Genomic DNA, 25,504 nt, shown 5'->3' on the forward strand with positions numbered 1-25,504 from the left:
CCCGACTACACACAGTTGCCAAGCCCTCAGACCTGGGTGAACCGCCCGTTCCCCCAGGCCGATCGCCCGGTCCCGCCGACGCCACCGGCCTCGACCGCCTCGGTCACCAGCTTGAGCACCGCCTTCCCCTTGACCGGGACCTTGATCTCCTTCACGTCGTAGTAGGTCAGCAGGTACCCGTCGTCGATCGGCGTCCCGATCAGGTAGATGAGGAAGTGCACCTTCGCTCCCGGCTTCGTCCTGCTGTCGATCCCGAGCGTCGCCCGGAACCAGGTCGCCTTCGCGTCGATCGCGTACTCCGCGGTGTACTTGCTCGCGAACCCGTTGATCGGGAACCGCACGCTCCGGCCACACACGACCTTGTTGCCGCCCAGAGTCGCCGGGCCCTCGCCCGGGTCGCCGTACAAGGGCACCTGGTCGGCCAGGTACTGATCCGCCCACGCCGCACTCTTCGGCGCCTGACTCGGCTTCACCACCGGCGTCACCACCGGAGTCGTCACCGGCGGGTCGACCACCGGATCATCCGTCGGCGTCGACGACGTGCTGGTCGGCGGCGTCGTGGGCGCCGACTCCGAGTCCACCGGCGGCGTCGGCGTCGGCGTCACCGGCGTGGTCGGCGTCCCTCCGTCAGCGGTGTCGCCGGACGTGTCGTCCAGTGTGTTCTGCCAGACGGCGACACCCGTCGACGCCACGACGAGCAGGCCGAGGACTCCCCACAGCGTCAGCGGTTTGACCTTGTGATCCTTGGGCGTCAGCAGGTTGACGACGAGACCGACCAGCACCGCGCAGACGAACCCGAGCAACGCGACGACAACGACCCGCATCACGCCCCCGGGCCGGTAGAAGCGTTCTGGTACTCCTGCTCGGTCGCCACGATCTCTCCCCCTGCACGGTCCCTGTGCCGGGACCGTTGGTACGGTCCCGGCCCTCCCCCCGGAGTGGGATCCAGCCTGTCACCGACCGTGTTCGGCGGCCATCGCTCTTCGGGTGAGGTCGCGGGAGTGGTGGTCTCATCCCAAGGGTGAAGCTGTTCCTCGGGTCGCCGGGACGATGGCCAGGGCGACGATTGCGGCGGTCAGGGCGAAGGCTGTCGGGTAGCCGATGCCGGCGACGACGAAGCCGAAGAGGATTGCGCCGGCGCCCCAGCCGCCGTCGTACGCGAGGTTCCAGAGGGCGCTGACCTGGCCGTAGCGGGAGCGCGGGGAGCGGTCGTACATGATCGCGAGGGTCAGGTTCTGGGCAGCGCCGAAGCCGAGGCCGAAGCAGGCTGCTCCACCGAGGACCGCGGCCGGGGTGCCGACGAAGGCCAGGGCTCCTGCGCCGATTGCGGCCAGCGTGAGCGCCGGGACCAGCAGGCGTCGGGGGCCGATGCGGTCGCCCAGCCAGCCTGCGAGCCAGCGGGCGCCGGGCGCGGCTACTGCTTGGACCAGCAGCGCGGCGGCGACCAGCGTGTGGTTCTGCGAAGCCAGCGGGAGGAAGGTGATACTGATGCCTGCGGCAAGCGTTACGGCGGCGAAGACTCCGGCCGGCATCAGCAGTCCGCTGCCGCGCAGTCCGCCGAGCACCTTCACGTGGTGCTCGTCGTCGGTGGCTCGGGCCGGACCACCCGGCAGTACGGCGAGTCCGGCCAGTGAGCAGACCGCGGCCAGCACGAACAGGGTCTCGAAACCGACCACCCCGGTCAGGTAGACGCCGAGCGGCAGACCGAGAGCGGCCGGGAGACCCACCACCACGCCGTACACACCGAGCGCTTCGCCGCGGCGACCGGGAGGCGTCAACTCGGCGACCAGCGCGACGGCTCCGACGACCATGATGGCCAGACCAGCGCCGCGGATCACGCAGACGGCGAGGACCAGCGGCAGCGACGAGGTGAGGATCAGCAGCAGGCTCGGCGCACCGAGCAGGACAAGCCCGATCGCCAGCGTCGTGCGGTAGCCGAGCCGGCGCAGCGTCGCCGGCACGATCAGTTCGACGGCGACCGCGGCGAACATCATGGCGCCGGTCGACAGCCCGGCTCCGATCCCGCCGGATCCCGATGCCGCGAGGTAGAGCGGCACGACCGAGGTCAGCAGGTACATGCTCAGCCCGGACCCGAAGGTCACCAGCAGCAGCCGCACGAACTGCGCGGTGACGAGGCGTTCGGGCCGGAGCGCGGCGGTGGGTTCACAAGCGAGGCTGGTCATACGTCCACGCTAGAAACGAACCGGTCTCGCAGACAGATCCAGTTGGTCCGCCGGGTAGAGGACCAGTTGCTCAGAGCTGGTCGCGGATGAGTGCGGCCAGCCGGTCGAGCGCCGGCTCGAGCTCGGCCGGCGTGACCGAACTGCAGGACAGTCGCAGCGCGTGGATCGGGGCATCGCCGTCGTAGAAGTGACCCATCGGCGTCCACAGCACGCCGTACTCCTGGGCCGACTTCGCGAGCAGCGCGTCGTCGACCACGAACGGGACCGTGACGACCAGGAAGAAGCCGCCCGACGGCACGTTCCAGGTGACCTCGCCGTCAGGAAATCGAGCAGCGAGGCCCTTGGTCAGCGCGTGCAGGTTCGCGGCGTACGTCGAACGCTCGCGCTGGTTGGCCGCGACCAGGCTGCACTCGTGCTGGAGGAGCTTGCCGCCGATCATCGCCTGGCCGATCGCCGACGTGTTCACGGTGACCATGCTCTTGATCTTCGACAACTCGTCGGCCAGCAAGCTGGTCGTCCCGTCCGGGTGCGCGACGAGCTGGTCGGCGACGACGTACCCGACGCGCGCGCCTGGCAGCGCCGTCTTGGCGAACGACCCGAGGTAGATCACCCGGCGCTCGGTGTCGAGCGTCTTCAGCGTCGGCACCCGGTCGACGCCCTCGACGGGGAACAGGCCGTACGGGTTGTCCTCGAGCAGCAGGAAGTCCTGCTCGGCCGCGACGTCGAGCAACCGTTGCCGGGTCTCCAGATCGAGGCTCAGACCGGACGGGTTGGCGAAGTCCGGCATCACGTAGCACGCGCGTGGCCTGAGCCCGTCGGCCTTCGCGGCCTTGACCACGGCAATCAGGTCGTCCAGGTCGATCCCATCGTTGCCCCCGGCAACCGGCAGGACGGGCAGGTCGAGCAGCCGCGCGGCGCCGGTGATGCCGACGTACGCCGGTTCGACCGCGAGCAGGACGTCGTTCGCGTCCTTGCGCAGGGCGCGGAGCGCGAGCACCATCGCCTCCTGGCAGCCGACCGTCACCACGAGCGCCTCGGGGTCGACGGTGATGCCCTCGTCGGCGAGCAGGTTCCGCGCGACCAGGCGGTGCACGATCCCCTTCGTCCGCCCGTACTGGAAGACCGTCCGGCGCACCGCGGCCTCGTCGTACCCGAGCTCGTCGCGCAGGTAGGCACAGAAGGTGTCGAGGTAGGAGTGCAGGTCCTCGATCGCGTAGAACTCCTCCGCAGGCCGGCCGGCGGCGAGCGAGATCGCGTCCGGGTAGTGCTGCGCGACCTCGTTGAGGAAGTTCATCGAGTTCAGTGCCTTGTCGGTGAGCGCGCCGTGCAGGTCGCTCACGTCGAGGTCAGCCATCGTTCCTCCAGGTCAGTCCCTTGACGGCCGCGAGATCGGCGCACCCGGCCAGCAGCATCGCGTCGGTCACCTCGGTCCGCAACAACCCGAACGCCTCGTCGCAGGCGTCCACAGCCAGGGCCCACAGCAACGGTCTTCCGATCAGTACGCCGCTCGCGCCGACGGCGAGCGCCTTCAGCACGTCGGTGCCGCTGCGGATGCCGGAGTCCATCAACACGTCGATATCGTTGCCCACCGCATCGACCACCTCAGGCAGGGCGTCGATCGAGGCCACCGCGCCGTCCAGCTGGCGGCCGCCGTGGTTCGACACCACCACCGCGGTCGCTCCGATCTCCGCAGCCCGTCGAGCATCTCGGGGGTCCAGAATTCCCTTCACCACCAAGGGAAGCTCGGTCCTGCGCTTCAGCCACTCGAGGTCGTCCCAGGACACCGTCGGCGAGAACGCGGATGCCGTGTGCGCCGCGACCGCCGACACTCCGGGGACCGCCGCATGCGCCTCTCGCGTGGTCTGCAGGTTCGCCGCCACCACGTCGTCCGGCAATGCGAACCCGTTCCGTACGTCGCGCAACCGGCGTCCCATGACCGGAACGTCGACCGTCACCACCAACGCCGAACACCCGGCCGCCCGATCGACCAGGCCCTCGACCACGGCCCGATCCCGCAACCAGTACAGCTGAAACCAGCACTCCCCCGGGATCTTCTCCAGCGGGTAGCTGCTCAAGGTCGAGATCACGTACGGCACGCCGGCATCGGCAGCAGCCTGCGCCAGCTCCAGCTCCCCCTCCGGATGCACCAACCGCTGATAAGCCATCGGCGCCACCGCAACAGGCATCTCCGAAGCCGACCCCACGAGCCGACCACTCGGATCAGCAGCCTCAACCCCAGCCATCACTCGAGGGGTGATGCGCACCCGGTCGAGAGCAGACCGATTGCCCCGCAAGGTCAGCTCGGCGCCACTACCGCCGGAAATGAAGTCACCCACCGGCGCCGAAAGCAGACCACCGGCGAGAGACTCGTAGTCGGCAAGACACAGCGCACCCGCACCAGCGCGCCCCCCGCCGACGCCCGCCCGGGAGTCGGGCGAGAGCGGAGCGCCGGGCGGCAACTGGACGCCGGGCGAGAGCTGGGTGCCCCGTGGGGCCTGAGCGCCGGGCAGGGGCTGGGCGCGGGGCGGGACCTGGTCGCCGGGGGGGACCTGGACACCAGACGGGAGCTCGGCGCCGGGCGGGAGCTGGACGCCGGGCGAGAGCTGCTTGCCCGGCGGGAGCTGGGCGCCGGCGCGCGGAGCGCGCTCGGCTTCGGGGGCGGGCTGCTCAATCCCCACCGAAGATCTCCCTCAGCCACGTTGCTGCTTCGGCGATCGCTCGGCGGCCGCCCTCCAATGCACCGGACATCGCGAAGAAGCCGTGCACCATGCCGTCGTACCGAGTGAGCGTCGTCGGCACTCCCGCGGCGGACAGCTTCTCCGCGTAGAGCTCGCCCTCGTCGCGGAGCGGGTCGTACTCGGCGGTGATCACCAACGCCGGTGGGAGGCCGGCATGGGAGTCCGCCAAGAGAGGGGACGCGAGTGGATCGACGCCCTGGGCCGGGTCGGTGAGGTAGTGCTTCCAGTACCAGTTGACCGACGTCTGGTTGAACAGGTGCGGATCGACCCCGGCGCGCATCGACGGGGTGTCTGAGCCGTAGAGAGTGTTGGGATAGACGAGCAGCTGCCCGGCCAGCGCAGGACCGTTGTCTCGGGCAAGCAAAGTGGTGGCCGCGGTGAGGTTGCCGCCGGCGCTGTCGCCGCCGACGACGACGCGCTCGGGGTCGACGAACGAAGCCTTGGCGATCCACGCCGTTGCGCGGTGGCAGTCGTGGACCGCCGTCGGGAACGGGTGCTCGGGCGCCAACCGATAGCCAACCGTGATCACCTGACACCCGGCGGCGTTGGCGAGCCGGCGGCAGATGCCGTCGGCGGTCTCGATGCTGCCGAGCGTCCAGCCGCCGCCGAAGAAGTAGACCAGCGTCGGCATCGGGCCGTCTCCGAGAGGCCGGTAGATCCGCAGCGGCAGCCCGAGCTCGTCGACGAACACGTCCTCGACGGAATCGACGGGCTCGACCTCACCACCGGCGGCCTGGATCGACGCGAGGTCCGCGGCGCGCGCCTCGGCGAGAGTCTGGGTGTAGAGCTGCGGTACGCCGTCCGCCGCGCGCTGCGCACGCATCGCTTCCACCTGCGGGTCAAGGGGCATCGCCCACCTCCACTGGCATCGACTCGAACCCCCGAAGGAACTGCTGCGGGTACCTCACCGGCGCCCGCGCCGCCCGGAGCCCTGGTAGCCGCGACATCAACAACGGAAACGCCAACTGCGCCTCGGCCCGAGCCAGCGCAGCCCCGAGACAGAAGTGCGGACCAGCTCCAAAGCTCAACGGACGAACACTCCCTTGAGAAGCTCTTCTCTCGGCTGTCGAGACGATCGGGTCAGCTGCGAACCGTGTCGGGTCGAAGCGGTCTGCCTCCGGATAGCTCTCCGGGTCGCGGTTGGCGGCGCCCAGCATCACCAGGACCACCTCCTTCGGCGGGATCGTCGTCCCGGCGATCTCGATCACGTCGTCGGCGTAGCGGGCGACGTACTGGACCGGCGACTCGTAGCGGAGCACCTCTTCGACGAACGGTCCCATCGGGGCCGAGCGGAGCTCGGGGTGGGCCAGCAGCAACGACAACCCGTTGCCCAGCAGGTGGATCGTCGTGACGAAGCTGGCGTTGAAGAGGACCAGCAGGTTGCAGACCAGCTCCTCGTCCGTCACATCGGTGTCCTCGGCAACCAACTGGCTGATCAGGTCGTCGGCCGGCTCAGTACGCCGTACGGCGATCAACCGACGGTAGTAGGAACTCAGCTCGACCGTCGCCTCGTCCGCACGGGCCAGGACCTCCGCGGTCTTCCCCGTCACGTCCAGGAACTCGTTGATCCGCTGCACCCGCGGCCTGAACCACGCCAGATCCTCCGCCGGGATCCCGAGCAGCGCCGCGACCACCGAGCTCGGCAGCAGGTAGGCGAACTCCGCCATGAAGTCCGCCTCCCCGTCGGCCAGCAATCGAGCCTCCAGCCCGTCGATCAGCGACGAGATCTGCGCGACCATCGCCGGCTCCAGCTCCTGCACCCGCCGCGGCGTGAACACCTGCTGGAACAGGCGCCGGGCCCGCACGTGCCGCTCGCCGTTGCTGTACATCATCGAGTTGTTGAGCGCGGCCAGCAGCGGATGCTCCCGCCAGGCCGCACCACCGTGCGAGTCCGCGAACGCGTCGTCGGTGACGCGCACCCGCGGGTCCCGCAGCACCTGGTTCACCGCGTCGTACCCGGTGACCACCGCCGCGTAGGGGCCGCTGCCCCCGATGAGGGAGACGGGACCGTGCCTTCGCAGATCGGCGTAGTACCGATAGGGGTCCTCGAGACCTTCTGCGCTGAACAGTCCTTGCAGCACCTGGGCGGCGGTGGTCATCTCAACTCACCGGACCAGCTGCAGCGGGATCGAGTTCGCCATCGCCTGGTAGCCGGCGTCGTTCGGGTGGATGTGGTCGCCGGAGTCGTACGCGGCGTTCAGCTTGCTCGGCGCCGCGGGGTCGCGGAGCACCCGGTCGAAGTCGATCACGCCGTCGAAGGTGTGCGAGTTGCGCAGCCAGGAGTTCACCGCCTGGCGGTTCGTCTCCTTCTCCGCGGTCCAGCCGCCGGGCGTGGTGAAGCCCTCGTACGGCGTGATGGTCGCGCCGAGGCTGCGGATCCCGCGCTCCTTCAGCTGCGCGTTGACCTGCTGCAGCTGCGCGATGATCTGGTCGGCGGACGCGCCGTTCATCCACAGGTCGTTGATCCCGAGGTGGGTGATCACGGTCTCCGGCCTGGTCTGGGCCAGGACGTCCTCGTTCAGCCGGGCCAGCGCGTTCAGGCCGAGCTGCTCGAACCCGGGCGAGCCCAGGATCGGCTCGGTGCCGTCGCGGTTCAGCCGGCTGCCGGACAGGCCGACGTTCAGGACGCCGGCCGTGCCGCGCCGGTGGTCGGCGGCCAGCCGCTCGGCGAGCTGGTCGGGCCAGCGGTTGTTCGCGTTCGCCGTACTGCCGACGCCCTCCGCGATCGAGTCGCCGAGTACGACGACCGCGCCGTCGGCGTCGGAGGTCTGCACGTCGACACCGGACAGGAACGTCCAGCAGCAGGGCCGGGTGGTCGTGTACGCCGTACCGGCGGTCTCGTTGGTCAGGTTGCCGGGACCGAAGTAGTTCTCCTGGAACGTCTGCGCGTGCCAGGAGGTCGGGCCGGTCGCGGTCGGGTAGTAGACGCTGATCACCAGCGTGGCCAGGTCGGGAACGCGCAGGTTGACCGGGTCGCTGAGCAGCTCGGCACCCTTGTTCATGGTGGCGGTCGTCTTGCCGCCGAAGGTCAGCGTGCGCTTCGAGGCCGGGTCGAGGTCGGACATCGCCGGCGTGGCGGCGTTCGCCTTGGCGACGGTCGCGCCGCCGATCTGCACCGGCCGGTCGCCGTAGATGTTGGTGAACCGGATCCGGACCTTGTCCCCGCCGACCGACGGGCGGACGACGTACCGGGCGCTCTGGTCGGTCAGGCCGGTGGCGCTGAAGCCGGCGGCCTCGGGCCGGGTGATGCCGGCCGACCAGCTGCCGACCCACGTGGACTTGCCCCCCTGGCCGCCGTACGACGACGAGCTGGTGCTCTGGGCCTCGGATCCGGTGAAGACCAGAGCTGATCCGGCCAGCGAGACGGCGGCGGCGAGCGCGGCCGTTCGGACGGTACTGGGAATGCGCATGGAACAACCCCCCATTGGGTTGAAGCGCGCGGGGCCAGAAATACCCGGCGCGAGTGGCGGTGTCGGAAACCTAGTTCCGGAAAGCTGTAACGTCAACGGATACTTTTAATCGGCCACTTGAATTCACCTGAAACCTGGCCGCGCGCTAATTCGCCAAGTACAGTCCTGCCCGGATCGAGAAGGGTGGGGTGCCATGTCGGTCGATCTCGTGGTGGGCGAAAACCTGGAGCATTCCGATTCCTACGTGGTGACCGCGCTCGGCCTGTTCGCCGCGTACGGCGAGCGGCCCGCGATCGTCGCCGGGGACCGCCGGCTGAGCTACGCCGGGCTCCGGGCCCAGGTGCTCGACCTGGCCGCGTCGCTGCAGGAGCGCGGCGTCGGTCCGGGCACCGGCGTCCTGGTGCTGGCCGGGAACACGCTGGAGCTGCCCGCACTCCAGCTGGCCCTGCACCTGGTCGGTGCGCGGAGCATGTGGATCGCACCGATCGCCGGGCGCCGGGAGATCGAGGCGTTCGCGCGGCTGTCCGCGCCGGACGTGTTCGTCTACGACCCGACGAGCAAGGCCGTGCTGGGCGAGCGGCTGGCCGTACAGCTCGGCGTACCGGTGCACTGCCTGGGTCCTGGTGGGCTCGGCCCGGACCTGCTGCAACCGCCGGCTGGAGCCTTCACTGCCGAGGACGGCGACGCCGAGCCGGCCACCTGCCTGCAGACCAGCGGGACGACCGGCGAGCCGAAGCTGGTGCACCACCGGCAGGCGTTCTACGAGCAGATCCTGACCCTGGCCGCGGACTACCTGGCCGCCGGGCTGCCGGTGCTGCGGCACCTGTCGCACTCGCCGATGGCGTTCGCGAGCGGTCAGATCACCACGTTCTTCAACCTGTTCCAGGGCGGCGTGCTGTACGTCGAGGACCAGTGGGACGCCGGCCGGGCGCTGGCCACGATCCAGCGCGAGCGGATCAACTCGACGTACGTGTCACCGCCGCTGCTCTACCAGCTGCTCGACCACCCGGACCTGGCCACGACCGACGTGACCAGCATGTTCATGCTGAACGTCGGGGCCGGACCGGCGGCGCCGTCGCGGCTGCGGCAGGCCATCGCGCGGTTCGGGCCGGTCCTGCGGATCGTGTACGGGCTGAGCGAGGTCATCGTCGTCACGGCACAGCCGGGGCTCACGGAGGACCCGGAGCACCCGGAGCGGCTGCGGTCGTCCGGTACGCCGTACGGGGACGTGCGGGTGGAGATCCGCGGCGCTGACGGACACCCCCTGCAGGCTGGTGAGACCGGGGAGATCTACGCCACCAGCAAGCTGCGGTTCGCGGGCTACTGGGGGCGGCCGGACCTGACCGAGCGGGCCATCGTCGACGGGTGGGTGCGGACGGGTGACCTGGGCTACCTGGACACCGACGGGTACCTGTACGTCGTCGACCGGGTGCAGGACACGATCGTCACCGGGGCGAGCAACTGGAACGTCTACTGCCGGCCGATCGAGGACCTCCTGCAGGCGCAGCCTGGGGTGCGGGCGGCGGCAGTGGTCGGCGTACCGGACGAGGAGTTCGGTGAGGTGCCGCACGCGTACGTCGTCCGGTACGCCGGAGCGTTGCTGGACGCCGCTGACCTGCGGGAAGCCGTCCGGGACGAGTTCAACGACATGTGGGTGCCGCGGTCGATCGAGTGGCTCGACGAGCTGCCTCTGACGTCGGCCCACAAGGTCGACAAGGTCGCCCTGCGCGCCCGGCACGCGACATGAAGCCGTCGCCTCGGGCAGCGCTGATCAGCCTGTTCACCGCGGACATCCTGTCCGCCCTGGGCACCCGGGTGTCGGCCGTCGCGATCCCCTGGCTGGTCCTGACCAGCACCGGCAGCGCCGCGAAGATGGGCGTGATCGCCGCCTGCGAGATGCTCCCGTACGCGCTCACCGGGGTCCTGGCCGCACCCGTCGCCGACCGCCTCGGCCACCGCCGCACGTCGATCATCGCCGACACCGGCAGCGCCCTGGCGCTGATCGCGATCATCCTTCTCCCCGGCACGTCGTTCCTCGAACTGGCCCTCCTGGTCGCCGTCGGAGGCTCCCTCCGGGGCATCGGCGACCGGGTGAAGCACGTGATGCTCCGCCCACTGGCCGAGCAGTGCGAGGTGTCGATGCTCCGCATCACCTCCCTGTACGAGGGCCTGAGCCGCGCAGCCACCCTGGTCGGGGCTCCACTGGGCGGCCTCCTCATCGCCCTATTGGGCACCCACGGAGCCCTCTGGGCAGACGCCTTCAGCTTCGTCGCGTGTGCGGTGCTGGTCGCAACCCTGGTCCACCTGCCGGCTGAAGCACCGGCCGAGGAGCAACCGAAGACTGAGCCGTACTGGACCGCTCTGCGCGGCGGCTTCACCTTCCTTCGGGGGGATCAGGTGCTGATCGGGATGATGTTGATGACCTTCGCCATCAACGTGTTCGGGCAGGCCAGTGCGGCGGTCTACACGCCGTTGTGGGTGGAGGAGGTGGTCGGGTCGCCGGTCGTGCTGGGGCTGCTGTTCGGTGGGTTCGCCGGTGGCGCGCTGCTCGGGAACGTGATCTTCACCGTGTACGCCGACCGCATCCCGCCGTACCGGGCGTTCGTCATCGGGGCTCTGGTCGGCGGGGCGCCACGCCTGCTGACCATGGGGCTGTCGGACACGGTCTGGCTCGTGGTGTCGGTCAGCTTCCTCTGCGGGATCGCCAACGCCTCGCTCAACCCGGTCATCGGCGCCACCCTCTTCGGGCGGGTCCCGCCGGCCCTCCAGACCCGCGTGTTCGGCGTGATCGGCGCGATGACCTTCGCCGGCATCCCTGTCGGCAGCCTGCTCGGCGGCTGGAGCGCCTCGGCGCTCGGACTGCGCCCGGCCCTCCTCCTCTCCGGCGGCCTCTTCCTGCTCGCCACCCTCATCCCCGTCGTCCAGCTCTACCGCCGTCCCGACGCAGCACCGCAGTTCAGCGGCAGCCGCAAGCCAGAGGAGGAGCCCGCTTGACCGAGGACACCGACCCCTACTGCCTCCGCCCCGGCGAGAGTGCCGAGCTCCTGGCCGGCCACCCCTGGCGCCGCTTCGTCGTACTGGGTGACAGCGTCGCGGAGGGCCTCTGCGAACCGCTCGAGGGCTACAGCGACCTCCAGTGGGCCGACCGCCTCGCCGCAGAGCTGACCGCCGCAGCGCCGGGCCTCGACTACCTCAACCTGGGCGTCAGCGGCCTCAGAGCCCACGAGATCCACGCCACCCAGCTGACCCCAGCGCTGGCGTTCCAGCCCGACCTGGCCCTCGTGGTCGGTGGCGGCAACGACGCCTTCAGTGCCCGGTACGACGCCGACCGGGTCGACCGCGAGCTGACCGCGATGATCACCGCGCTGCAGGCGGCGGGAGCGGACGTGATCACGCTCGGCATGTTCGACGTCTCGGCCAGCCCGGCCATCCAGGGCTGGCTCCGCCCGGGCCTGCACCAGCGCATGCGGCTGCTGTCCGAAAGGACCCGCGCGCTGGCCGGGGAGCACGGCACGATCCACGTGCACCTGACCACGCACGCGCTGTCCACCGACCCCGGACTGTATTCCAGCGACGGGCGGCACGGAAATGCGCGCAGCGACGCCGTCGCCACCGCCGAAACAATTCGCCTTTTGGGCGCGCAGAAGCGCAATTCGACAAAAGACAAAGAAACAACGCAGAGAGGCCGCTGAATGACACACCTCGGACTGCTCGAATTCTGGGCGATGACCGACCTGGTCACCCCGATGGCGTTACGGACCGTCGCGACTCTGCGCATTGCCGACCACCTCGCGGAAGGACCGAAGGACCTCAAGGACCTGGCCCTCGCCACGAACGCCGACGCGGACGCCCTCGGGCGCGTGCTGCGCTACCTGGCGGCCCGCGGGGTCTTCGAAGTGGCCGAAGCAGGCGGCGACCGCTTCGCGCTGGGCGAGACCGCGCGCTGGCTGCTCGACGACGATCCGAGCGCGGCCCGCCGCTGGCTCGACCAGACCGGGTACGGCGCGACGATGGACCGCGCCCACCTCGACCTGCTCGGCATCACCAGACGAGGAGGACCGGAGACCGCCGCCAACAAGACCAGCCTCGACGCGACGGCCGCCGCGTCGTACGACCAGCTGATGGAGGCCAACACCCGCAACGAGGCGGTGCTGCTGGTCCGCGCGATCGGCTGGAGCCGGTTCGAGCACCTGGTCGACGTCGGCGGCGGCACCGGCGTCCAGCTGGCGGCGATCCTCGCGGCCACCCCGGAGATGCACGGCACGCTGGTCGAGCTGCCCACCAGCGTCGACGCCGCCCGGCAGCGGTTCGAGCAGGCCGGCCTGACCGGCCGCTGCGACGTCCTCGCCGGCAACGTGCTGGAGCTGGAGCTGCCGACGGCCGACGCGTTCCTGCTCCGGATGCTGCTGCACTCGTTCGAGGACGACCAGGCGGTCGACGTCCTGACCCGCTGCCGCCAGGCCCTCCGGCCCGGCGGCTCGGTCTTCGTCGCCGAGGCGGCCGACACCCATCAGGCGGCCTTCACCGCGATGGACCTGATCGTCCTGGTGCTCGGACACGGCCGCGAACGCACACTCGCCCAGTACGACGAACTGGCGGCCGCGGCCGGCCTGCGCCGTACCGGCATCCACACCCCACCGGCGGGACCACGCGCCCTCGAGTACACGGCCTGACCACGTCATTCGACCAGGAGCGGGCCGGTCACGTGCACGGCCCGCTTGAGGTTCAGCACCTCACCGTGCTCGTGCGACCCGACCCGCAGGAAGCACCCGGCCGCCTGCCGCCCGAACGTGTACTGCCCGACCGAGTACGGCACCTCGGCCTGCAACTGCTCCCCGGTCTCCACGTGGACGAAGTCCATCGTCAGCCGGTCCGGCCGCACGTAGTCCTGCAGCAGGAACGACCCATTCCCGGCCACGGCCTCCGCCAACCCGGCCCGCCACTCGTCGACCGGACACTCGTGCCCGACGAGTACGCCGGACCCGCCGTACTCGTCGGCCGGCTTGAGCACCAGCTCCGCCTGCCGATCGGTCGCGGCCTCGACCAGTTCCGGAGTCATCACCCGGCTCCACGGGATGTGCCGCCGGACCAGGACCTGGTCGTCAGGGCTGAGCAGGTCCAGGTCGTCCCACAGCCAGGCCAGCAGCAGCTTGTTCGCCAGCAACCAGCCCGCCGACGACGTGAACAGCCGCGACTGGCCGGAGGAGACCGCGGCCTTCAGCGCCGCCTGTCCTTCGTTCTGCGGCATGTCCGTGCAGACGAAGAGCCGGAACACCGACTCGACCAACCGGCCCTGGTTGACCAGCCGGCCGTCAGAGTCGCTCGACAGCCAGTGCACCGGCGCCACGTCGACGTCCAGCCCGAACGCCTTGCCGCGCTCGATGAACGGGTCGAGCAGCTTGAGGATCGCCGGGATGTTGTCGCTGCCCGGGTACTCGCCCTCGGTCCGCAGCACCATCGTCAGCCGGCTCCCGGGCTCCAGCCCGAGCAGGTCGACGATCGCCCGGTACCGCTGGTCGACCGGCGACGGCGGCGCGTCGACCGCGAGCAACGAGTCGAGCCCGTGCCCGCGCCACATCTCCAGGAACCGCGTCGACACTCCCTCGGTGTCCCACACGCACCCGACCTCGCTGCCGAGGTTGAACTCGACGAACTTCGGGATCCCCTCACTGATCAGTACGTCGGGCCGCCCGGACTGCAGCAGGTGCTCACCGAGCAGTTCGTCGTCGTCCAGGTACTCGATCAGCCCGTCCGGTGTCCCGAGCAACTTCCGCAGCTCACCGGCAGTGGTTGCCCGGCGCAACGCGGTCTCCAGGACCAGCCCGATCAGGCGGTCCATCACGCGGCCCAGCTCGTCGTACCGGCCGCGGTCGATCAGCACCGGGCGCAGCGGCCGCCAGGACCGGTTGAAGGTGAGCACCCGGTCGAAGACGCGCTTCCAGTCCTCGTGGCCGGCGACAATCACCTTCTCGCGTGTTGCCTGGGGCACCTTCTCCCACGCGTCGAACGGCTCGGTCCGCCAGTCGTAGCTCAGGTCCATCGCTTCAGCTCCGTTTCGTCCACGAGCAGCAGACCGCCGGTCAGCGCGCCCTGGGTGAGGTTCACGACGCCACCGGCTCCGGGTGGCGAGAAGCGGGTGAAGACACCCGCGGGGATGCGGTCGAACAGGTACGTCGACACGCAGTACGAGACCTCGGCCTCGACGACGTCACCGCTCGCCGGCTGGAGGAACTGCATGGTCAGCGGGTCCGCCTCGATCAGTTCCTGGAGGATGTGCGGCCCGGCGGCGGCGTCGAGTGCGGCCACCCAGTCCTCGTCGGAGGTGAGCGGGCCGATGAACACCCCGTGCCCGCCGTAGTCGTCGGTCGGCTTGAGCACGAGCCGCTCCCGGTCGTCGATCGCGCGCTGCCGCAGCTCCGGCCCGTACACCCAGGTCCGCGGGATGTGCGCGCGGATCACCTCGGCGTCCTCGTCGGGCAGGCTGCCCAGGTCGTCCCACAGCCACGCGAAGATCGTCTTGTTGCTCAGCAGCCAGACCGCGCTCGGCAGGTACATCCGGAACGTCCCGGCCTCGTGCGCATCCCGTACGGCGGCCAGCCCCGGGCTGTCGTTCACGTACGTCGGGACGTACATCCGCCAGACCGCGTCCAGCGTCAGCTCCCCGGCGACCAACCGTCCCTGGCTGTCCTGTTCGAGCCACTCGATCGGGTAGACGATCAGGTCGACCCCGAGCTCACGCCCCCGGTCGGCGAAGGGTTGCAGCCGGTTGATCATGTAGTTCGGCCGGTCCGCACCCGGGTAGCCGCCGCCCGCGGTGAACAGCATCGCCGTCACCTTGCCCGGCCCGACGTCGGCCCGGATCGCGTCGAACCGCGCGTCGACCGCCGACGGCGGCGCCGCGGCCTTCAGGTCGCGGAACATCGGCTCCTCGGCGTACGCCTCCATCCAGCGTTTGATCACGCCGTCCGCGTCCAGCACGCCACCGAGCGCGCTCTCCACGTTGCACTCGACCATCCGCGGGACGCCGCGTTCGAGCAGCAGGTCGGAGCGGATCGCGTTGATCAGCCGCCCGGTCAGCGGCTCGCTGTCGTCGAGCAGCTGGATCCGGTCCTCCGGTACGCCGAGCAGCTTGCGCAGCTCCCCCGCCGTCCGCGCGCGTCGCCGGCAGCACTCCAGGACGAGCCGCGACACCTGCTGGGTGACACGGTTCATCTCGTCGTACGCCGCGTGGGTGGCCACCGGGGACCGCAGCGGGATCCAGTTCTGGTTCTGCAGCGCGACGTCGTGGTAGATCTGCTCCCAGTACTTGTGGCCGTAGGCAAGCAATTTCGCCCGCACCGGCTCCGGCAGCTCCGGCCACAACTCGGCGGCCGACGGTCGTCGAGTCACTGATCCCCCTTCAGTACGGCGTGAATCGCGGCCACCAGGTGGTCCCGCCCCGGCTGCACCGCGCGATCGAGCGCCAGCGCGAACGGCAGCACCGCGCCGTCCGGCCGCGTCACGCGCCGCGGCGGCACGACCAGGTCGAAGCGCTCGGCCGCGACCGCGAGCACCTCCGCGGCGAACCCGCTGGTCCGGTTCGAGTCGTCGATCACCACCAGCCGCCGAGTCTTCGCGACCGACGCGGCAAGCCCGTCGACGTCCAGCGGGTAGACCGTCCGCGGGTCGAAGACCTCGACCTGCCCCGGCAACTCGTCGGCGACCGCCAGCGCCTCCTGTACCAAGTGGCCCAGGGCAACGACAGTCACGTCGGATCCCTCGCGCACGACCTGCCCGACGCCCAACGGCACGGCCTTCAGGTCGGCGTACTCGACGTCGTCCCGGATCCCCAACGCTCCCGCCGGCGCGAAGACCACCACCGGATCGTTGTCCCGGATCGCCGACAGCAACAACCCGTACGCATCGGCCGGGCACGACGGGACCACCGTCTTCACCCCCACGTGCGCGAACAGGCTGTAGGGATGGTCCGAGTGCTGACCGGCCCAACCCGTCCGCGATCCCGACCCCGGGACGACGTACGTGACCGGCACCTGGCACTGCCCACCGGTCATCAGCGAGAACTTGTGCGCCTGGTTCGCGATCTGCTCGAACACCAGGAACAGCAGCGACGGGATCTGGAACTCGATCACCGGCCGCAACCCGGCCAGCGCGGCCCCGGTCGCGAAGTTCGTGAACGCCTGCTCCGACAGCGGCGTGTCCAGCACCCGCTCCGGCCCGAACCGGTCGAACAGCCCGGCGGTCAGGTTCGAGGCCGCCACGCGGACGTCCTCGCCGAGCACGAACACCGACTCGTCGGAGGCCAGTTCGTCGCCGAGCGCCCGGTTCAAAGCCTTCAGGTACGACAGTTTCGGCATCAGCGCATCACCTCCGCAGAGGCGTACAAGAACTCGAGCGCGGCAGCCGGGTCGGGATGGGCGGAACCCATCGCGATCCCGGCCGCCGCATCGAGCAGGGCCTCGATCTCGGCATCCACGGCCGCCCGTTGTTCGGCAGCCAGCCGTGCGCCCTGGATCTCCACTGGGTCCCGCGACCGCCCAGTCGAGAGCTCTTCGGTACTGCGGTAGTTCAGCCTCGCCCGGTGCTCGAACGTGTGGTGCGCGTCGAACCGGTACGTCGTGCACTCCAGGAACGTCGGCCCCCGGCCCGACCGGGCCCGGCCGACGGCGGCAGTGGTTGCCGCCAGCACCTTCTCCGGGTCCTGGCCGTCGATCGTGAAGGCCGGCATCCCGAACGCCCGGGCCCGGCCGGTGATGCTGCCGGCCACCGCTGACTCCACCGGCATCGTGGTGGCGTAGCCGTTGTTCTCACAGACGAACACGACCGGGACCCGCCAGAGGGCGGCCAGGTTGAAGGCCTCCAGCAACATCCCCTCGTTCATCGCGCCGTCCCCGAAGAAGCTGACGGCAACGATGTCCTTGCCCTGGCGCTGGTACGCCCAGGCGGCGCCGGTCGCGATCGACCCGGCGGCGCCGACGATCGCGTTCGCGCCGAGGATGCCCAGGCCGAAGTCGGCCGCGTGCATGGAGCCACCGCGGCCCTTGTTCAGCCCGCTTTCGCGGCCCATCAGCTCGGCGAGCATCCGGGCCGGGTTCGCCCCCTTCGCGAGCACGTGACCGTGCCCGCGGTGAGTGCTGGTGATCACGTCGTCCGGGCGCAGCGCCGCGCACACGCCGGCCGCGATCGCCTCCTGCCCGACGTACGGGTGGATGCCACCGACGATCTCCCCGGACCGGACGAAGGAGATCGCCCGTTCCTCGAAGCGCCGGATCAGTCGCACGGTCCGGTAAAGATCGACGGTGCCCATGTCAGGCCTTGATCGCAGCCAGGATCGCGTCCCACAGGCGGGCGCGCGCGGCCAGGGCGGAGTTGATGGTGTCCGCGCACTGGTCCCACTTGGTGTCGTCGTCACCGCACAGGTCGGCGACCATCTGCATCGCCATCGGGGTGTGGAACTCGCCGTCCACCTCGATGTGCCGCTCCAGGTAGTCGACGAACGTGTTCAGCTTCTTCGACCGCTCGTTCACCGCGACCACCTGGGTGAACATGTCCGGGATCAGGTCCTCGCGGCCGAACGCGAACGCCGCCGCCTGGCAGTGCACCGGCGCCTGCTCGATGATCTGCCAGGTCGTCCCGGCGAAGTCGATCGACGCCTGCGGTACGCCGGCCGCGTGCAGCGACTCGACCACCGTGCCGCCGTCGCGGAGCAGGTCGATCAGCTTCTCGATCGCCGCCGTGTCCGCGCCGGCTTCCTTCATCCCGTTGACGTACAGCTCGAAGTGGCTGATGAATCCGTCACCGAGCTCGTCGCTCTCCTCGACCATGACGATGTCGTTGATCAGCCGGCGGCTGCCCGGGTGCGCGGTCGGGATCCACGGCACCGTGACGCAGGTCAGCTCGCGCTGCAGCGACTTGAGCAGCGACATGAAGTCCCACACCGCGAAGACGTGGTGCTCCATGAACGTGACCAGCGACTCGTGGGTGTCCAGGTTCGCGTAGAGCGGGTGCTGCACCACCGTGTCGCGGGCCTCGCTGACGGCCTTCTCCAGCCGCTCGATGCCCGGGTGGGTCTGACCCCAGTCGTAACGTGACATGACAATGCTCCTTGTTAGCGGTCGGCCCAGAGGGTGGGGCAGAAGTCGGGGTCGGCGTAGTCCGGCCGCCCGTCGGGTGTCCGGCGGACGACGGCGTCGTGGTTGTACGCCGCCAGGGTTCCGTCGGACAGCGGGAACTCCCGGTAGGAGTTGCCGCCGTCCTGCAGGTGCAGGGAGATCGCGCGGCGCGGGCGGTCGCTGACGTTCGCGCCCGAGCCGTGGTAGGTCCGGCAGTGGTGGAAGTTCAGGTGCCCGCGCGGGATGGTGACCGGGATCTTCACCACCTCGACGCCGTTGTGCTCAGCGTTCTCGGTCAGCATCTGGTCCAGCTGCGACCGGTCGCGTTCGGCGAAGTGCCGGACCACGGTGTCGTCGGAGCCGATCTCCTGCCAGCGGTGACTGCCGTCGACCATCGTGATCGTGCCCATCTCCGGCGGGCAGTCGTGGAACGGGATGAACGCGGTCAGCATCCGCTCCGAGGACGACGACGACCAGTAGTGCTTGTCGAAGTGCCAGGGCACGATGTTCGACGGCTCGCCGGAGATCGGCGGCTTGTAGATCAGCGTCGACTGGAAGATCCGGATCTCGTCCACCCGCGCCAGCCGGGCCGCGACCGCGCCGATCAGTGGCTTGCGCAGGATCTTCGCGAGGCCGTCGTGCTCGTAGTGCACGTAGTCGTTGTGCCGCTGGACGTCGCCCTTCGACGGGTCCCAGTACGCCAGCTTCGGCGGCGCCGCGGGCAGGGTCCGGTCGCGCTCGCCGGCGTAGTACCGCTCACTGGCGTTGACCAGCTCGTCGGTCTCGTCGTCGGTCAGCAGTTTCTTCGACAGGTACCAGCCGTGCTCGGCGTAGAAGGCGACGTCCTCGTCGGACGGCAGCAGCTCGACCTCCTCCTCGGACAGCCGGAACTCCAGCGCGGTCATACCTCGACCCCCTGCAGCTCGCGCTCCTTCGCCTCGTACAGCGCCTTGATGTTGCCGCTGCCGAACGTCATCGCGCCGCGCCGCTCGATGATCTCCAGGAACAGCGTCCGGCGGACGTGCATCGACTCGGTGAAGATCTGCAGCAGCTGACCCCAGTGGTCGCGGTCGACCAGGATGCCGAGCTTCTCCAGGTCCTCGATCGGCGTCTCCACCTCACCCACCCGTCCGGGCAGGGCCTGGTAGTACGTCGACGGCGACGCGAGGAAGTTGACGCCACGCCCGGCCAGCGTGCCGACCGCTTCGACGATGTCGCTGGTGCGCAGCGCGATGTGCTGGACGCCGGCCCCCGCGTGCCAGGTCAGGAAGTCGTTGATCTGGCCCGGCCGGCGGTTCGGGTCCGGCTCGATCAGCGTGAACGTGACGTGCTTCGACGGGCTCTGCACGACCGTCGACTCCATGCCCTGGCCGGCCACCTCGATGTACTCGTCGAAGATCGGCAGGAAGCCGAAGACGTTCTCGTAGAAGTCGACGGTCGGCTTCAGCTGCCCGGACGGCACGCAGATCGCGAGGTGGTCGATCTCGCTGAACAGCTTCTCGTCCGGCCCGCTCGACGGCTCGCTGATCTGGAACGCCCCGGGCAGGAACTCCCGCCGTGGCCCGTGCCGCTCGACCAGCCGGTGGATCACGTCGCCGAAGCCCGCGACCTCCGCGACCACGACGGTGGTCTCCTGCTCGTCGGTGTACGTCGTGGGCTCGGCGACCGACTCGGCGCCGCGGCCCAGCAGTTCGGTGTAGGCGACGGCGGCGTTGTCGACCTCCAGGCCGACCACCGCGACGCCGTCCCCGTGCCGCTGCACGTACTCGGCCGCCGGGTGGTCCGACGACAGCCCGGACGTGAGCACGATCTGCACCGCGCTCTCCCGCAGCAGCAGCGACCGCTGATCGGCCAGCCCGGTCTCCGGCCCTCCGTGGCCGTGCACCTGCAGACCGAAGGCGTGCGTCAGGTAGAACGCCGCCTGCTTCGCGTCACCGACGTACAGCTCCACATGGTCGATCCCGTAGATCTCCATCCCATCCCCTCACTGGTTCTTCTCGGTACGCGGCGTGCTCGACGGTCCGAGCAGCAGGCTCACGTTCTGGCCGCCGAACCCGAACGAGTTCGACAGCGCGTACTGGGGCCGCGCCTCGCGCGGTTCCTTCCGGACGTGGTCCAGCGGGCAGGCCGGGTCCGGGTCGTCGAGGTTGTACGTCGGGGGCAGCAGCCCCCGCTGCACGGCGAGCGCGCTCGCGGCGGCTTCGACGACACCGGAGGTGCCGAGCATGTGGCCGGTCAGCGCCTTCGTCGAGCTGACCGCCGGCTGGACGCCTGGGAAGGCCAGCCCGATCGCTGTCGACTCGGCGACGTCGCCCAGCTTGGTGCTCGTCCCGTGGGCGTTCACGTAGCCAACCTGCTCGGGCTGGACGTTGCCGTTGGCAAACGCCTGGCGCATGCAGGCGGCCGCTCCGGCGCCGTCCGGCCGCGGAGCCGTCGGGTGGTGGGCGTCGGCGTTGACGCCGTACCCGGCGAGATCCGCGTATCCCCGTGCACCGCGGGCTCTCGCGTGCTCGGCGCTCTCCAGCACCAGCAGGCCGGCGCCTTCGGACAGCACGAAGCCGTTCCTGCGCAGGTCGAACGGGCGACTGGCCTGGGTCGGGTCGTCCCACCCGCGGGCCAGCGCTCGCGCGTTGCCGAAGGTCTCGGCGAAGGTCGGGAACAGCGGTGCCTCGCTCGCCCCTGCCAGTACGACGTCCGCCTCGCCGGCGCGGATCAGTCGTACGGCGTCGGCGATCGCCTGCGCGCCGGAGGCGCACGCCGTACCGACCGAGCTGGTGTAGCCGCGGAAACCGAAGCGGATGGCCACGCGGGCGGCGGGCATGTTGGGCAGGATTCCGGTCAGGAGGTAAGGACTGACAGCAGCCCGCCCCCGCTCGGCGCGCGCCAGGACCTGGTTCTCGAGGGTGGCCATGCCACCCACGCCCCCGATGATCACGCCGATCCGCTCGGGATCGACGTTCTCTCCGACCACCAGTCCTGCGTCTTCGAGCGCGTCCTCGGCAGCGAGCTGCGCGAGGATCACCGTCCGGTCCATCACCTTGCCGTCGGGGCCTTTGGTGATGGCGCCGGCATCTACTGGTCCCAGGAACCCGCCCAGTTCGACAGAGTTCTCGACCGGATGTCCCTCCGGAGGCCGGCTGATCCCCGACCGCCCGTGCAGCAGGGCATCGAAGACCTCCTCGACCCCACGCCCAACCGGCGTGAGCAGGCCCATCCCGGTGATCGTCACGGCCCTGCCGGCCAGCTCCCCGCCAACCTCGCCGGACGACTCACGGCCGCCGCCCACGTCCCAAGTACCGGCCCCCGTCACGGTGTCGCCTCCGCGAGCCGGTCCTGCCGAAGCGCAACCTTCCGCACCTTCCCCGTCACCGTCACCGGCACGCCCTCGGCCCCCACCACACTGACCCGCCGGATCGTCGCCGCAACCTCTTCACCGACAGCCGCCCGGACCTCCGCCTCCAGCTCCGCATCCACACCAGGCTTGAGCTCCAGCAACACATCCGTCACAAAGCCATCGCCCTCGGGCACCACGATCACCGTGCAGTCGAGCACCTCCGGCAGCGCGGCCAGGATCCGCTCCTCCGACAGCGACGTGTACAACTGCGGCCCGTCGAACCCGGCCACCGCGTCAGGAACCCGGTCAAGGTGGAAGAAATGCCCACCCGCCTCCCGGTAGGCCAGATCGCCGGTCAGGAACCACCCGTTCAGCCGGAACCGGTACGTGTTCACCGAGTCGTTCCAGTACCCCGGCGACACCGACGGCGACTTGAAGCCCAGCATCCCCGGCGTACCGTCCGGCAATTCGTTGCCCTCAGCATCCAGTACGGCGGCCGACGCGAACTGGTACGGCTTCCCGATGCACCGCCCGTAGTGCGTACTGTCCGGCGTGTGCGTGACGTGGAACCCGTTGTGCCCCATCTCGCTCGACCCGAGCCCGTCGACGAAGTGCGACCCCGGCACCATCAGGCGTCCCTCCCGCGTCACAACCTCCCGCGCCCCGGCCGCGACCAGCTTCCGAATGTGCGGCTCGTGCGCGCAGTCCCCCGTGTTGAACCACATCCGCACCGAACCCACGGCGTACCGGCTCAGGTCCTCCCGCGCCAGCCCCGCCCAGGTCACCGCGAACCCGTAGACACCACGCGGCTTCCACCGCTCGATCGCCGCCAGCACCACCGGCGCGTCCTGACTCGACAGCAACAACATGTCGGCGCGATTCCCCAGCACCTGGTTGACCATCAAGATCGTCGCCGTATGCGGAATCGGCAACGCATTCAGAATCCGATCGGTCCCCTGCGCCTGCGGCATCGTCAGCAGATGCTTGAGCGCGGCGTACAGCGTTGTGTGCGTATGCAAAACAGCCTTCGGCACCCCGGTCGTCCCACTGGTATGCGTGATCACGACGGGGTCGTCCCGGTGGTGCCTGTAGTGCACAGGAGCCTTGGCCGAGTCACCGGCCCCAAGCTCTTTCGGTGTTCCGAGAATCGGCGCCCCGTGCAACGAACCCGGCTGGTCCGACTCACCGGCAAGAAGCTCACGGTGGGTGCTGTCGGCGAGGATGCCGTTCACCCGGAGGCGGCGGATGTACTCCGACGCGATCGCGGGTGCCATCTTGCCGTTCAGCAACGCCGGGATCGCGCCGACCCGGGTCAGCGCGAGGAAGCTCAGCACGATGTCGGCGGCGTCGGTCGCCCAGATCGCGACCACGTCGCGCCGGCCGATGCCGTGGACGTGCAACCACGCCGTACGGGCCTGGACCCGGTCGTCCAGCTCGCCGAGGGTGAGCGGGTGCTCGGCCGGGAAGTGGTCGACGGCGGTGTCGAACGTCAGGCCCGGACCGTCGAGGTCGGCGCCGAGTGCGATCACCGTGGCCAGGACGTTGCCGGTACCGACGGACGGGTCCGCGGCCAGCTGGGCCCGGAGGCTTCTCTTCACTGTTCTCCCCCACTCACCAACAGGGCGACTGCGGTGTCGCCGGTGCTTGCTTGTTCGACCAGGACGACGAGCACCTGGTCGGCTTCCCCGTCGGCCAGCAGCAGCGCGGCCTCGTCGAGACCGGCGCGGTGCGGGTCGATCGACGGGCTGACGCAGACCACGGGACCGTGCAGACCGAACCGCGACGCGACGTACCCGGCGACCGAGTTCGGGACGGACTGAAAGAAGTACAGCGGGCCGATTCGCTTGCCTCCAGCAACCGCCTCGCGCACGTGCAGGGTGCTCTCGAGGTCTCCGGTGCGACTGACCAGAACGATCCCGGTCCGCTCCAGCGGAGTCGTTTGCTCGAAGCAACGCTCCGCGACGACGGCAACCATCGGGCTGAAGGTCGAGCCGACGAAGCCCGGCAGCGCGGGCGGGCCTGCCGCCGCGTCGTCGCCCGGCTGCGGCCAGTGACTGACGGTGACCACAACGGGGTCCGGGATTCCGAGCGTAGGGATCATGCAGCACGCACCAGCAGAGCCGTGTTGGCGCCACCGAAGGCGGCGTTCAGCGTCAGCCCGTACGCCGAACCGGCCGGGCGCGGGGCGTCGGCGATGACGTCGAGCCGGCAGTCCGGATCCGCGGTCGTGAAGCCGGCGTTGACCGGGAGCTTGCCTTCGCGCAGGGCCTGGATGGTGAGGACCAGCTCGAGAAGACCGGAGGCTTCGAGGGCGTGACCGTGCACGGCTTTGGTCGAGCTGACCGGTACGTCGGTCGCGAAGACCCGGTTGATCGCGGCGGCCTCGGAGGCGTCGCTGTAGCTGGTCCCGGTCGCGTTGGCGTTGATGTAACCGACGACGTCGGGCGGGAGGCCGGCCTTCTTCAGGGCGGACTCGATGGCGCGCGACAGGCCGCGGCCGTCCGGGTCGGGACGGCACGGGTGGTAGGCGTCGCCCGCGCGACCCCAGCCGGCGATCTCGGCGATTCCTTCACCGGCCTCCAGTACGACGGCCGCCACGCCGTCGCCCAGCAGCAGTCCACGACGATCGAGACTGAACGGCCGCACCACGCCGTCGTCGGCCAACGCCCGGCCGGCGTCGAACAGCGCGAACTGGTCGGCCTCGACCAGGTAGCCCGCGGCAACCACCACCCGATCGACCGCGCCCCGGCTGATCAACGTGGCGGCATCAGCCACCGCCGTACTAGCTGAAACACAAGCACTCGTGTAGATCCGTCCTGCTCTACTGGCCAGCGCTCGCACCTCGGACCGTCCATGCACCGCCAGCATCAACGGCGTACTCGCCCGCTGCCCAGGAGTCAGCCCAGCCTCCGCACAGGCGGTGGTCACCGCCTCCAGCAGCTCTTCTTCCAACGCCCCCGCGTCCGGTGAAGTAGCCGCCACCCGCACCCGCCGCAACCCGGTCTCAAACCGCAGTACTTCGTTGAAAGCAGCAGCCCCCGTCAACACCCCCGCCAGCTGAGCCTCAGCCCCACGCCCCAACGCACTCATCACCGAGACACCGGTGACTGCCACCGAACGAAAGTCAGACATGGCGTGCTAGCACTTCCGCGAAGACGGCTACCGCGTCGTCGATGGTGTGGATGCGCTCCAGCTGGTCGTCGGTGAGCTCGACGGCGTAGCGCTGCTCGACCTGGTGAACGAGCCAGGCGAGTTCCATCGAGTCGATCCGCTCGCTGCCGGGCGGGCGTTCACCGAGGCCGGCGAGCCAGTCGACGATCTCCGCCCGCCCGGGCGGGGGCGGCGTGGTCCGAGGCCCGGGCGGCGATGGCACCGGAGCCTGAGACGGAGGCGGGACGATCTGGCTCATCAGACCTGCTGCGCAACCCGGCCGGCCACCTCGGAGGTGAACTCACCGACGGTCATCAGCGCCAGCTGCTCGGACTCGTCGTCCGAGAACCGTACGCCGAACTTGTCCTCCACCCGCACCGACAGATCCGCCAGCGCCAGCGACTCCAGGTCGACTCCCGCCGGTCCGAGCGTGGTCGAGTCGTCGATCCCCTCGACGTCGTAGTTCATGTCCACCAGCTGCGCGAGCACGAACTCGCGAACCTCGTCCCTCATCGCGTTACCTTCTCCCTGTGAATGAACCCGCGGGCCCCACACCGGAACCCGTTCACGTCTGGGTGAG

At 69.8% G+C, this 25,504-nt stretch carries 24 protein-coding genes; 4 read left to right on the forward strand and 20 right to left on the reverse strand.

Annotated elements, in window-relative coordinates; all coding sequences use genetic code 11:
- Positions 1-26: 26 nt before the first annotated feature.
- The 7 genes from HDA39_RS23970 to HDA39_RS24000 all read right to left on the reverse strand — a co-directional run bounded on the left by HDA39_RS23970 (position 27) and on the right by HDA39_RS24000 (position 8,331).
- Positions 27-824 (reverse strand): NPCBM/NEW2 domain-containing protein, encoded by a 798-nt coding sequence (locus tag HDA39_RS23970; RefSeq protein ID WP_184798624.1) that lies wholly within the window; start codon positions 822-824, stop codon positions 27-29.
- A gap of 186 nt (positions 825-1,010) precedes the next feature.
- The gene (locus HDA39_RS23975; protein WP_184798626.1) at positions 1,011-2,183 is read right to left on the reverse strand and encodes an MFS transporter; all 1,173 of its coding nucleotides are present in this window, start codon (positions 2,181-2,183) and stop codon (positions 1,011-1,013) included.
- Between the two features lie 70 nt (positions 2,184-2,253).
- Positions 2,254-3,537: an aminotransferase-like domain-containing protein gene (locus HDA39_RS23980; RefSeq protein WP_184798627.1), complete on the reverse strand. Its 1,284-nt coding sequence runs from the start codon at positions 3,535-3,537 to the stop codon at positions 2,254-2,256.
- Positions 3,530-4,861 (reverse strand): alpha-hydroxy acid oxidase, encoded by a 1,332-nt coding sequence (locus tag HDA39_RS23985; protein WP_337925873.1) that lies wholly within the window; start codon positions 4,859-4,861, stop codon positions 3,530-3,532. Before HDA39_RS23985 ends, HDA39_RS23980 begins: the two co-directional genes overlap by 8 nt.
- Positions 4,851-5,744: an alpha/beta hydrolase gene (locus HDA39_RS23990; protein ID WP_238356133.1), complete on the reverse strand. Its 894-nt coding sequence runs from the start codon at positions 5,742-5,744 to the stop codon at positions 4,851-4,853. Before HDA39_RS23990 ends, HDA39_RS23985 begins: the two co-directional genes overlap by 11 nt.
- Before the next feature lie 16 nt (positions 5,745-5,760).
- Complete coding sequence (locus HDA39_RS23995; protein ID WP_184798632.1) at positions 5,761-7,020, reverse strand: cytochrome P450; 1,260 nt, start codon at positions 7,018-7,020, stop codon at positions 5,761-5,763.
- 6 nt (positions 7,021-7,026) lie between these two features.
- Positions 7,027-8,331 (reverse strand): SGNH/GDSL hydrolase family protein, encoded by a 1,305-nt coding sequence (locus HDA39_RS24000; protein ID WP_184798634.1) that lies wholly within the window; start codon positions 8,329-8,331, stop codon positions 7,027-7,029.
- A gap of 193 nt (positions 8,332-8,524) precedes the next feature.
- Between HDA39_RS24000 and HDA39_RS24005 the strand changes: the two genes are divergently transcribed.
- From HDA39_RS24005 to HDA39_RS24020, 4 genes are read left to right on the forward strand one after another with little or no spacing between them, the layout of a single operon-like run.
- Positions 8,525-10,078, forward strand: a complete 1,554-nt coding sequence (locus HDA39_RS24005; protein WP_184798636.1) for a class I adenylate-forming enzyme family protein — start codon at positions 8,525-8,527, stop codon at positions 10,076-10,078.
- Positions 10,075-11,325 carry an MFS transporter gene (locus tag HDA39_RS24010; RefSeq protein WP_184798638.1) on the forward strand — a complete coding sequence of 417 codons (1,251 nt, stop codon included), beginning with the start codon at positions 10,075-10,077 and terminating at the stop codon, positions 11,323-11,325. Before HDA39_RS24005 ends, HDA39_RS24010 begins: the two co-directional genes overlap by 4 nt.
- Complete coding sequence (locus tag HDA39_RS24015; RefSeq protein ID WP_184798640.1) at positions 11,322-12,023, forward strand: SGNH/GDSL hydrolase family protein; 702 nt, start codon at positions 11,322-11,324, stop codon at positions 12,021-12,023. Before HDA39_RS24010 ends, HDA39_RS24015 begins: the two co-directional genes overlap by 4 nt.
- Entirely contained in the window at positions 12,024-13,004 is a 981-nt protein-coding gene (locus HDA39_RS24020) for a methyltransferase (RefSeq protein WP_184798642.1), read from the forward strand.
- Between the two features lie 5 nt (positions 13,005-13,009).
- Here the strand turns inward: HDA39_RS24020 and HDA39_RS24025 are convergent, their stop codons facing one another.
- The 13 genes from HDA39_RS24025 to HDA39_RS24085 are packed head-to-tail and all read right to left on the reverse strand — an operon-like array spanning position 13,010 to position 25,437.
- Positions 13,010-14,371 (reverse strand): hypothetical protein, encoded by a 1,362-nt coding sequence (locus tag HDA39_RS24025; protein WP_184798644.1) that lies wholly within the window; start codon positions 14,369-14,371, stop codon positions 13,010-13,012.
- A complete protein-coding gene (locus HDA39_RS24030; RefSeq protein WP_184798646.1) occupies positions 14,362-15,720 on the reverse strand; it encodes a hypothetical protein in 1,359 nt (452 codons plus the stop codon). Before HDA39_RS24030 ends, HDA39_RS24025 begins: the two co-directional genes overlap by 10 nt.
- On the reverse strand, positions 15,717-16,685 hold the full coding sequence (locus HDA39_RS24035) for an alpha-ketoacid dehydrogenase subunit beta (protein ID WP_184798648.1): 969 nt from the start codon (positions 16,683-16,685) through the stop codon (positions 15,717-15,719). The genes HDA39_RS24030 and HDA39_RS24035 overlap by 4 nt, the downstream gene beginning before the upstream one ends.
- Positions 16,685-17,635, reverse strand: a complete 951-nt coding sequence (locus HDA39_RS24040; RefSeq protein ID WP_184798650.1) for a thiamine pyrophosphate-dependent dehydrogenase E1 component subunit alpha — start codon at positions 17,633-17,635, stop codon at positions 16,685-16,687. The genes HDA39_RS24035 and HDA39_RS24040 overlap by 1 nt, the downstream gene beginning before the upstream one ends.
- A gap of 1 nt (position 17,636) precedes the next feature.
- On the reverse strand, positions 17,637-18,422 hold the full coding sequence (locus tag HDA39_RS24045; protein WP_184798652.1) for a DUF3050 domain-containing protein: 786 nt from the start codon (positions 18,420-18,422) through the stop codon (positions 17,637-17,639).
- 14 nt (positions 18,423-18,436) lie between these two features.
- Positions 18,437-19,345, reverse strand: a complete 909-nt coding sequence (locus tag HDA39_RS24050) for a phytanoyl-CoA dioxygenase family protein (RefSeq protein ID WP_184798654.1) — start codon at positions 19,343-19,345, stop codon at positions 18,437-18,439.
- The gene (hppD, locus tag HDA39_RS24055; protein WP_184798656.1) at positions 19,342-20,415 is read right to left on the reverse strand and encodes a 4-hydroxyphenylpyruvate dioxygenase; all 1,074 of its coding nucleotides are present in this window, start codon (positions 20,413-20,415) and stop codon (positions 19,342-19,344) included. Before hppD ends, HDA39_RS24050 begins: the two co-directional genes overlap by 4 nt.
- Positions 20,416-20,424: 9 nt before the next feature.
- Positions 20,425-21,750, reverse strand: a complete 1,326-nt coding sequence (locus HDA39_RS24060) for a beta-ketoacyl-[acyl-carrier-protein] synthase family protein (protein WP_337925874.1) — start codon at positions 21,748-21,750, stop codon at positions 20,425-20,427.
- Positions 21,747-23,372, reverse strand: coding sequence for an AMP-binding protein (locus HDA39_RS24065; protein WP_184798658.1), 1,626 nt, complete (start codon positions 23,370-23,372; stop codon positions 21,747-21,749). Before HDA39_RS24065 ends, HDA39_RS24060 begins: the two co-directional genes overlap by 4 nt.
- The gene (locus tag HDA39_RS24070; RefSeq protein WP_184798660.1) at positions 23,369-23,875 is read right to left on the reverse strand and encodes a beta-ketoacyl synthase chain length factor; all 507 of its coding nucleotides are present in this window, start codon (positions 23,873-23,875) and stop codon (positions 23,369-23,371) included. Before HDA39_RS24070 ends, HDA39_RS24065 begins: the two co-directional genes overlap by 4 nt.
- Positions 23,872-24,906 carry a beta-ketoacyl-[acyl-carrier-protein] synthase family protein gene (locus HDA39_RS24075; RefSeq protein ID WP_184798662.1) on the reverse strand — a complete coding sequence of 345 codons (1,035 nt, stop codon included), beginning with the start codon at positions 24,904-24,906 and terminating at the stop codon, positions 23,872-23,874. Before HDA39_RS24075 ends, HDA39_RS24070 begins: the two co-directional genes overlap by 4 nt.
- Complete coding sequence (locus HDA39_RS24080) at positions 24,899-25,183, reverse strand: acyl carrier protein (RefSeq protein ID WP_202894542.1); 285 nt, start codon at positions 25,181-25,183, stop codon at positions 24,899-24,901. The genes HDA39_RS24075 and HDA39_RS24080 overlap by 8 nt, the downstream gene beginning before the upstream one ends.
- Positions 25,183-25,437, reverse strand: a complete 255-nt coding sequence (locus HDA39_RS24085; protein ID WP_184798664.1) for an acyl carrier protein — start codon at positions 25,435-25,437, stop codon at positions 25,183-25,185. The genes HDA39_RS24080 and HDA39_RS24085 overlap by 1 nt, the downstream gene beginning before the upstream one ends.
- Between the last annotated feature and the right edge of the window lie 67 nt (positions 25,438-25,504).

It is taken from the genome of Kribbella italica, assembly GCF_014205135.1.
Classification (GTDB): Bacteria; Actinomycetota; Actinomycetes; order Propionibacteriales; family Kribbellaceae; genus Kribbella; species Kribbella italica.

Coding starts and splice junctions, on each gene's coding strand:
- HDA39_RS23970 (WP_184798624.1), bottom strand. CDS start 824: ATGCGGGTCGTTGTCGTCGCGTTGCTCGGGTTCGTCTGCGCGGTGCTG.
- HDA39_RS23975 (WP_184798626.1), bottom strand. CDS start 2,183: ATGACCAGCCTCGCTTGTGAACCCACCGCCGCGCTCCGGCCCGAACGC.
- HDA39_RS23980 (WP_184798627.1), bottom strand. CDS start 3,537: ATGGCTGACCTCGACGTGAGCGACCTGCACGGCGCGCTCACCGACAAG.
- HDA39_RS23990 (WP_238356133.1), bottom strand. CDS start 5,744: ATGCGTGCGCAGCGCGCGGCGGACGGCGTACCGCAGCTCTACACCCAG.
- HDA39_RS23995 (WP_184798632.1), bottom strand. CDS start 7,020: ATGACCACCGCCGCCCAGGTGCTGCAAGGACTGTTCAGCGCAGAAGGT.
- HDA39_RS24000 (WP_184798634.1), bottom strand. CDS start 8,331: ATGCGCATTCCCAGTACCGTCCGAACGGCCGCGCTCGCCGCCGCCGTC.
- HDA39_RS24005 (WP_184798636.1), top strand. CDS start 8,525: ATGTCGGTCGATCTCGTGGTGGGCGAAAACCTGGAGCATTCCGATTCC.
- HDA39_RS24010 (WP_184798638.1), top strand. CDS start 10,075: ATGAAGCCGTCGCCTCGGGCAGCGCTGATCAGCCTGTTCACCGCGGAC.
- HDA39_RS24020 (WP_184798642.1), top strand. CDS start 12,024: ATGACACACCTCGGACTGCTCGAATTCTGGGCGATGACCGACCTGGTC.
- HDA39_RS24025 (WP_184798644.1), bottom strand. CDS start 14,371: ATGGACCTGAGCTACGACTGGCGGACCGAGCCGTTCGACGCGTGGGAG.
- HDA39_RS24035 (WP_184798648.1), bottom strand. CDS start 16,685: ATGCCGAAACTGTCGTACCTGAAGGCTTTGAACCGGGCGCTCGGCGAC.
- HDA39_RS24040 (WP_184798650.1), bottom strand. CDS start 17,635: ATGGGCACCGTCGATCTTTACCGGACCGTGCGACTGATCCGGCGCTTC.
- HDA39_RS24045 (WP_184798652.1), bottom strand. CDS start 18,422: ATGTCACGTTACGACTGGGGTCAGACCCACCCGGGCATCGAGCGGCTG.
- HDA39_RS24050 (WP_184798654.1), bottom strand. CDS start 19,345: ATGACCGCGCTGGAGTTCCGGCTGTCCGAGGAGGAGGTCGAGCTGCTG.
- hppD (WP_184798656.1), bottom strand. CDS start 20,415: ATGGAGATCTACGGGATCGACCATGTGGAGCTGTACGTCGGTGACGCG.
- HDA39_RS24070 (WP_184798660.1), bottom strand. CDS start 23,875: ATGATCCCTACGCTCGGAATCCCGGACCCCGTTGTGGTCACCGTCAGT.
- HDA39_RS24075 (WP_184798662.1), bottom strand. CDS start 24,906: ATGTCTGACTTTCGTTCGGTGGCAGTCACCGGTGTCTCGGTGATGAGT.
- HDA39_RS24080 (WP_202894542.1), bottom strand. CDS start 25,183: ATGAGCCAGATCGTCCCGCCTCCGTCTCAGGCTCCGGTGCCATCGCCG.
- HDA39_RS24085 (WP_184798664.1), bottom strand. CDS start 25,437: ATGAGGGACGAGGTTCGCGAGTTCGTGCTCGCGCAGCTGGTGGACATG.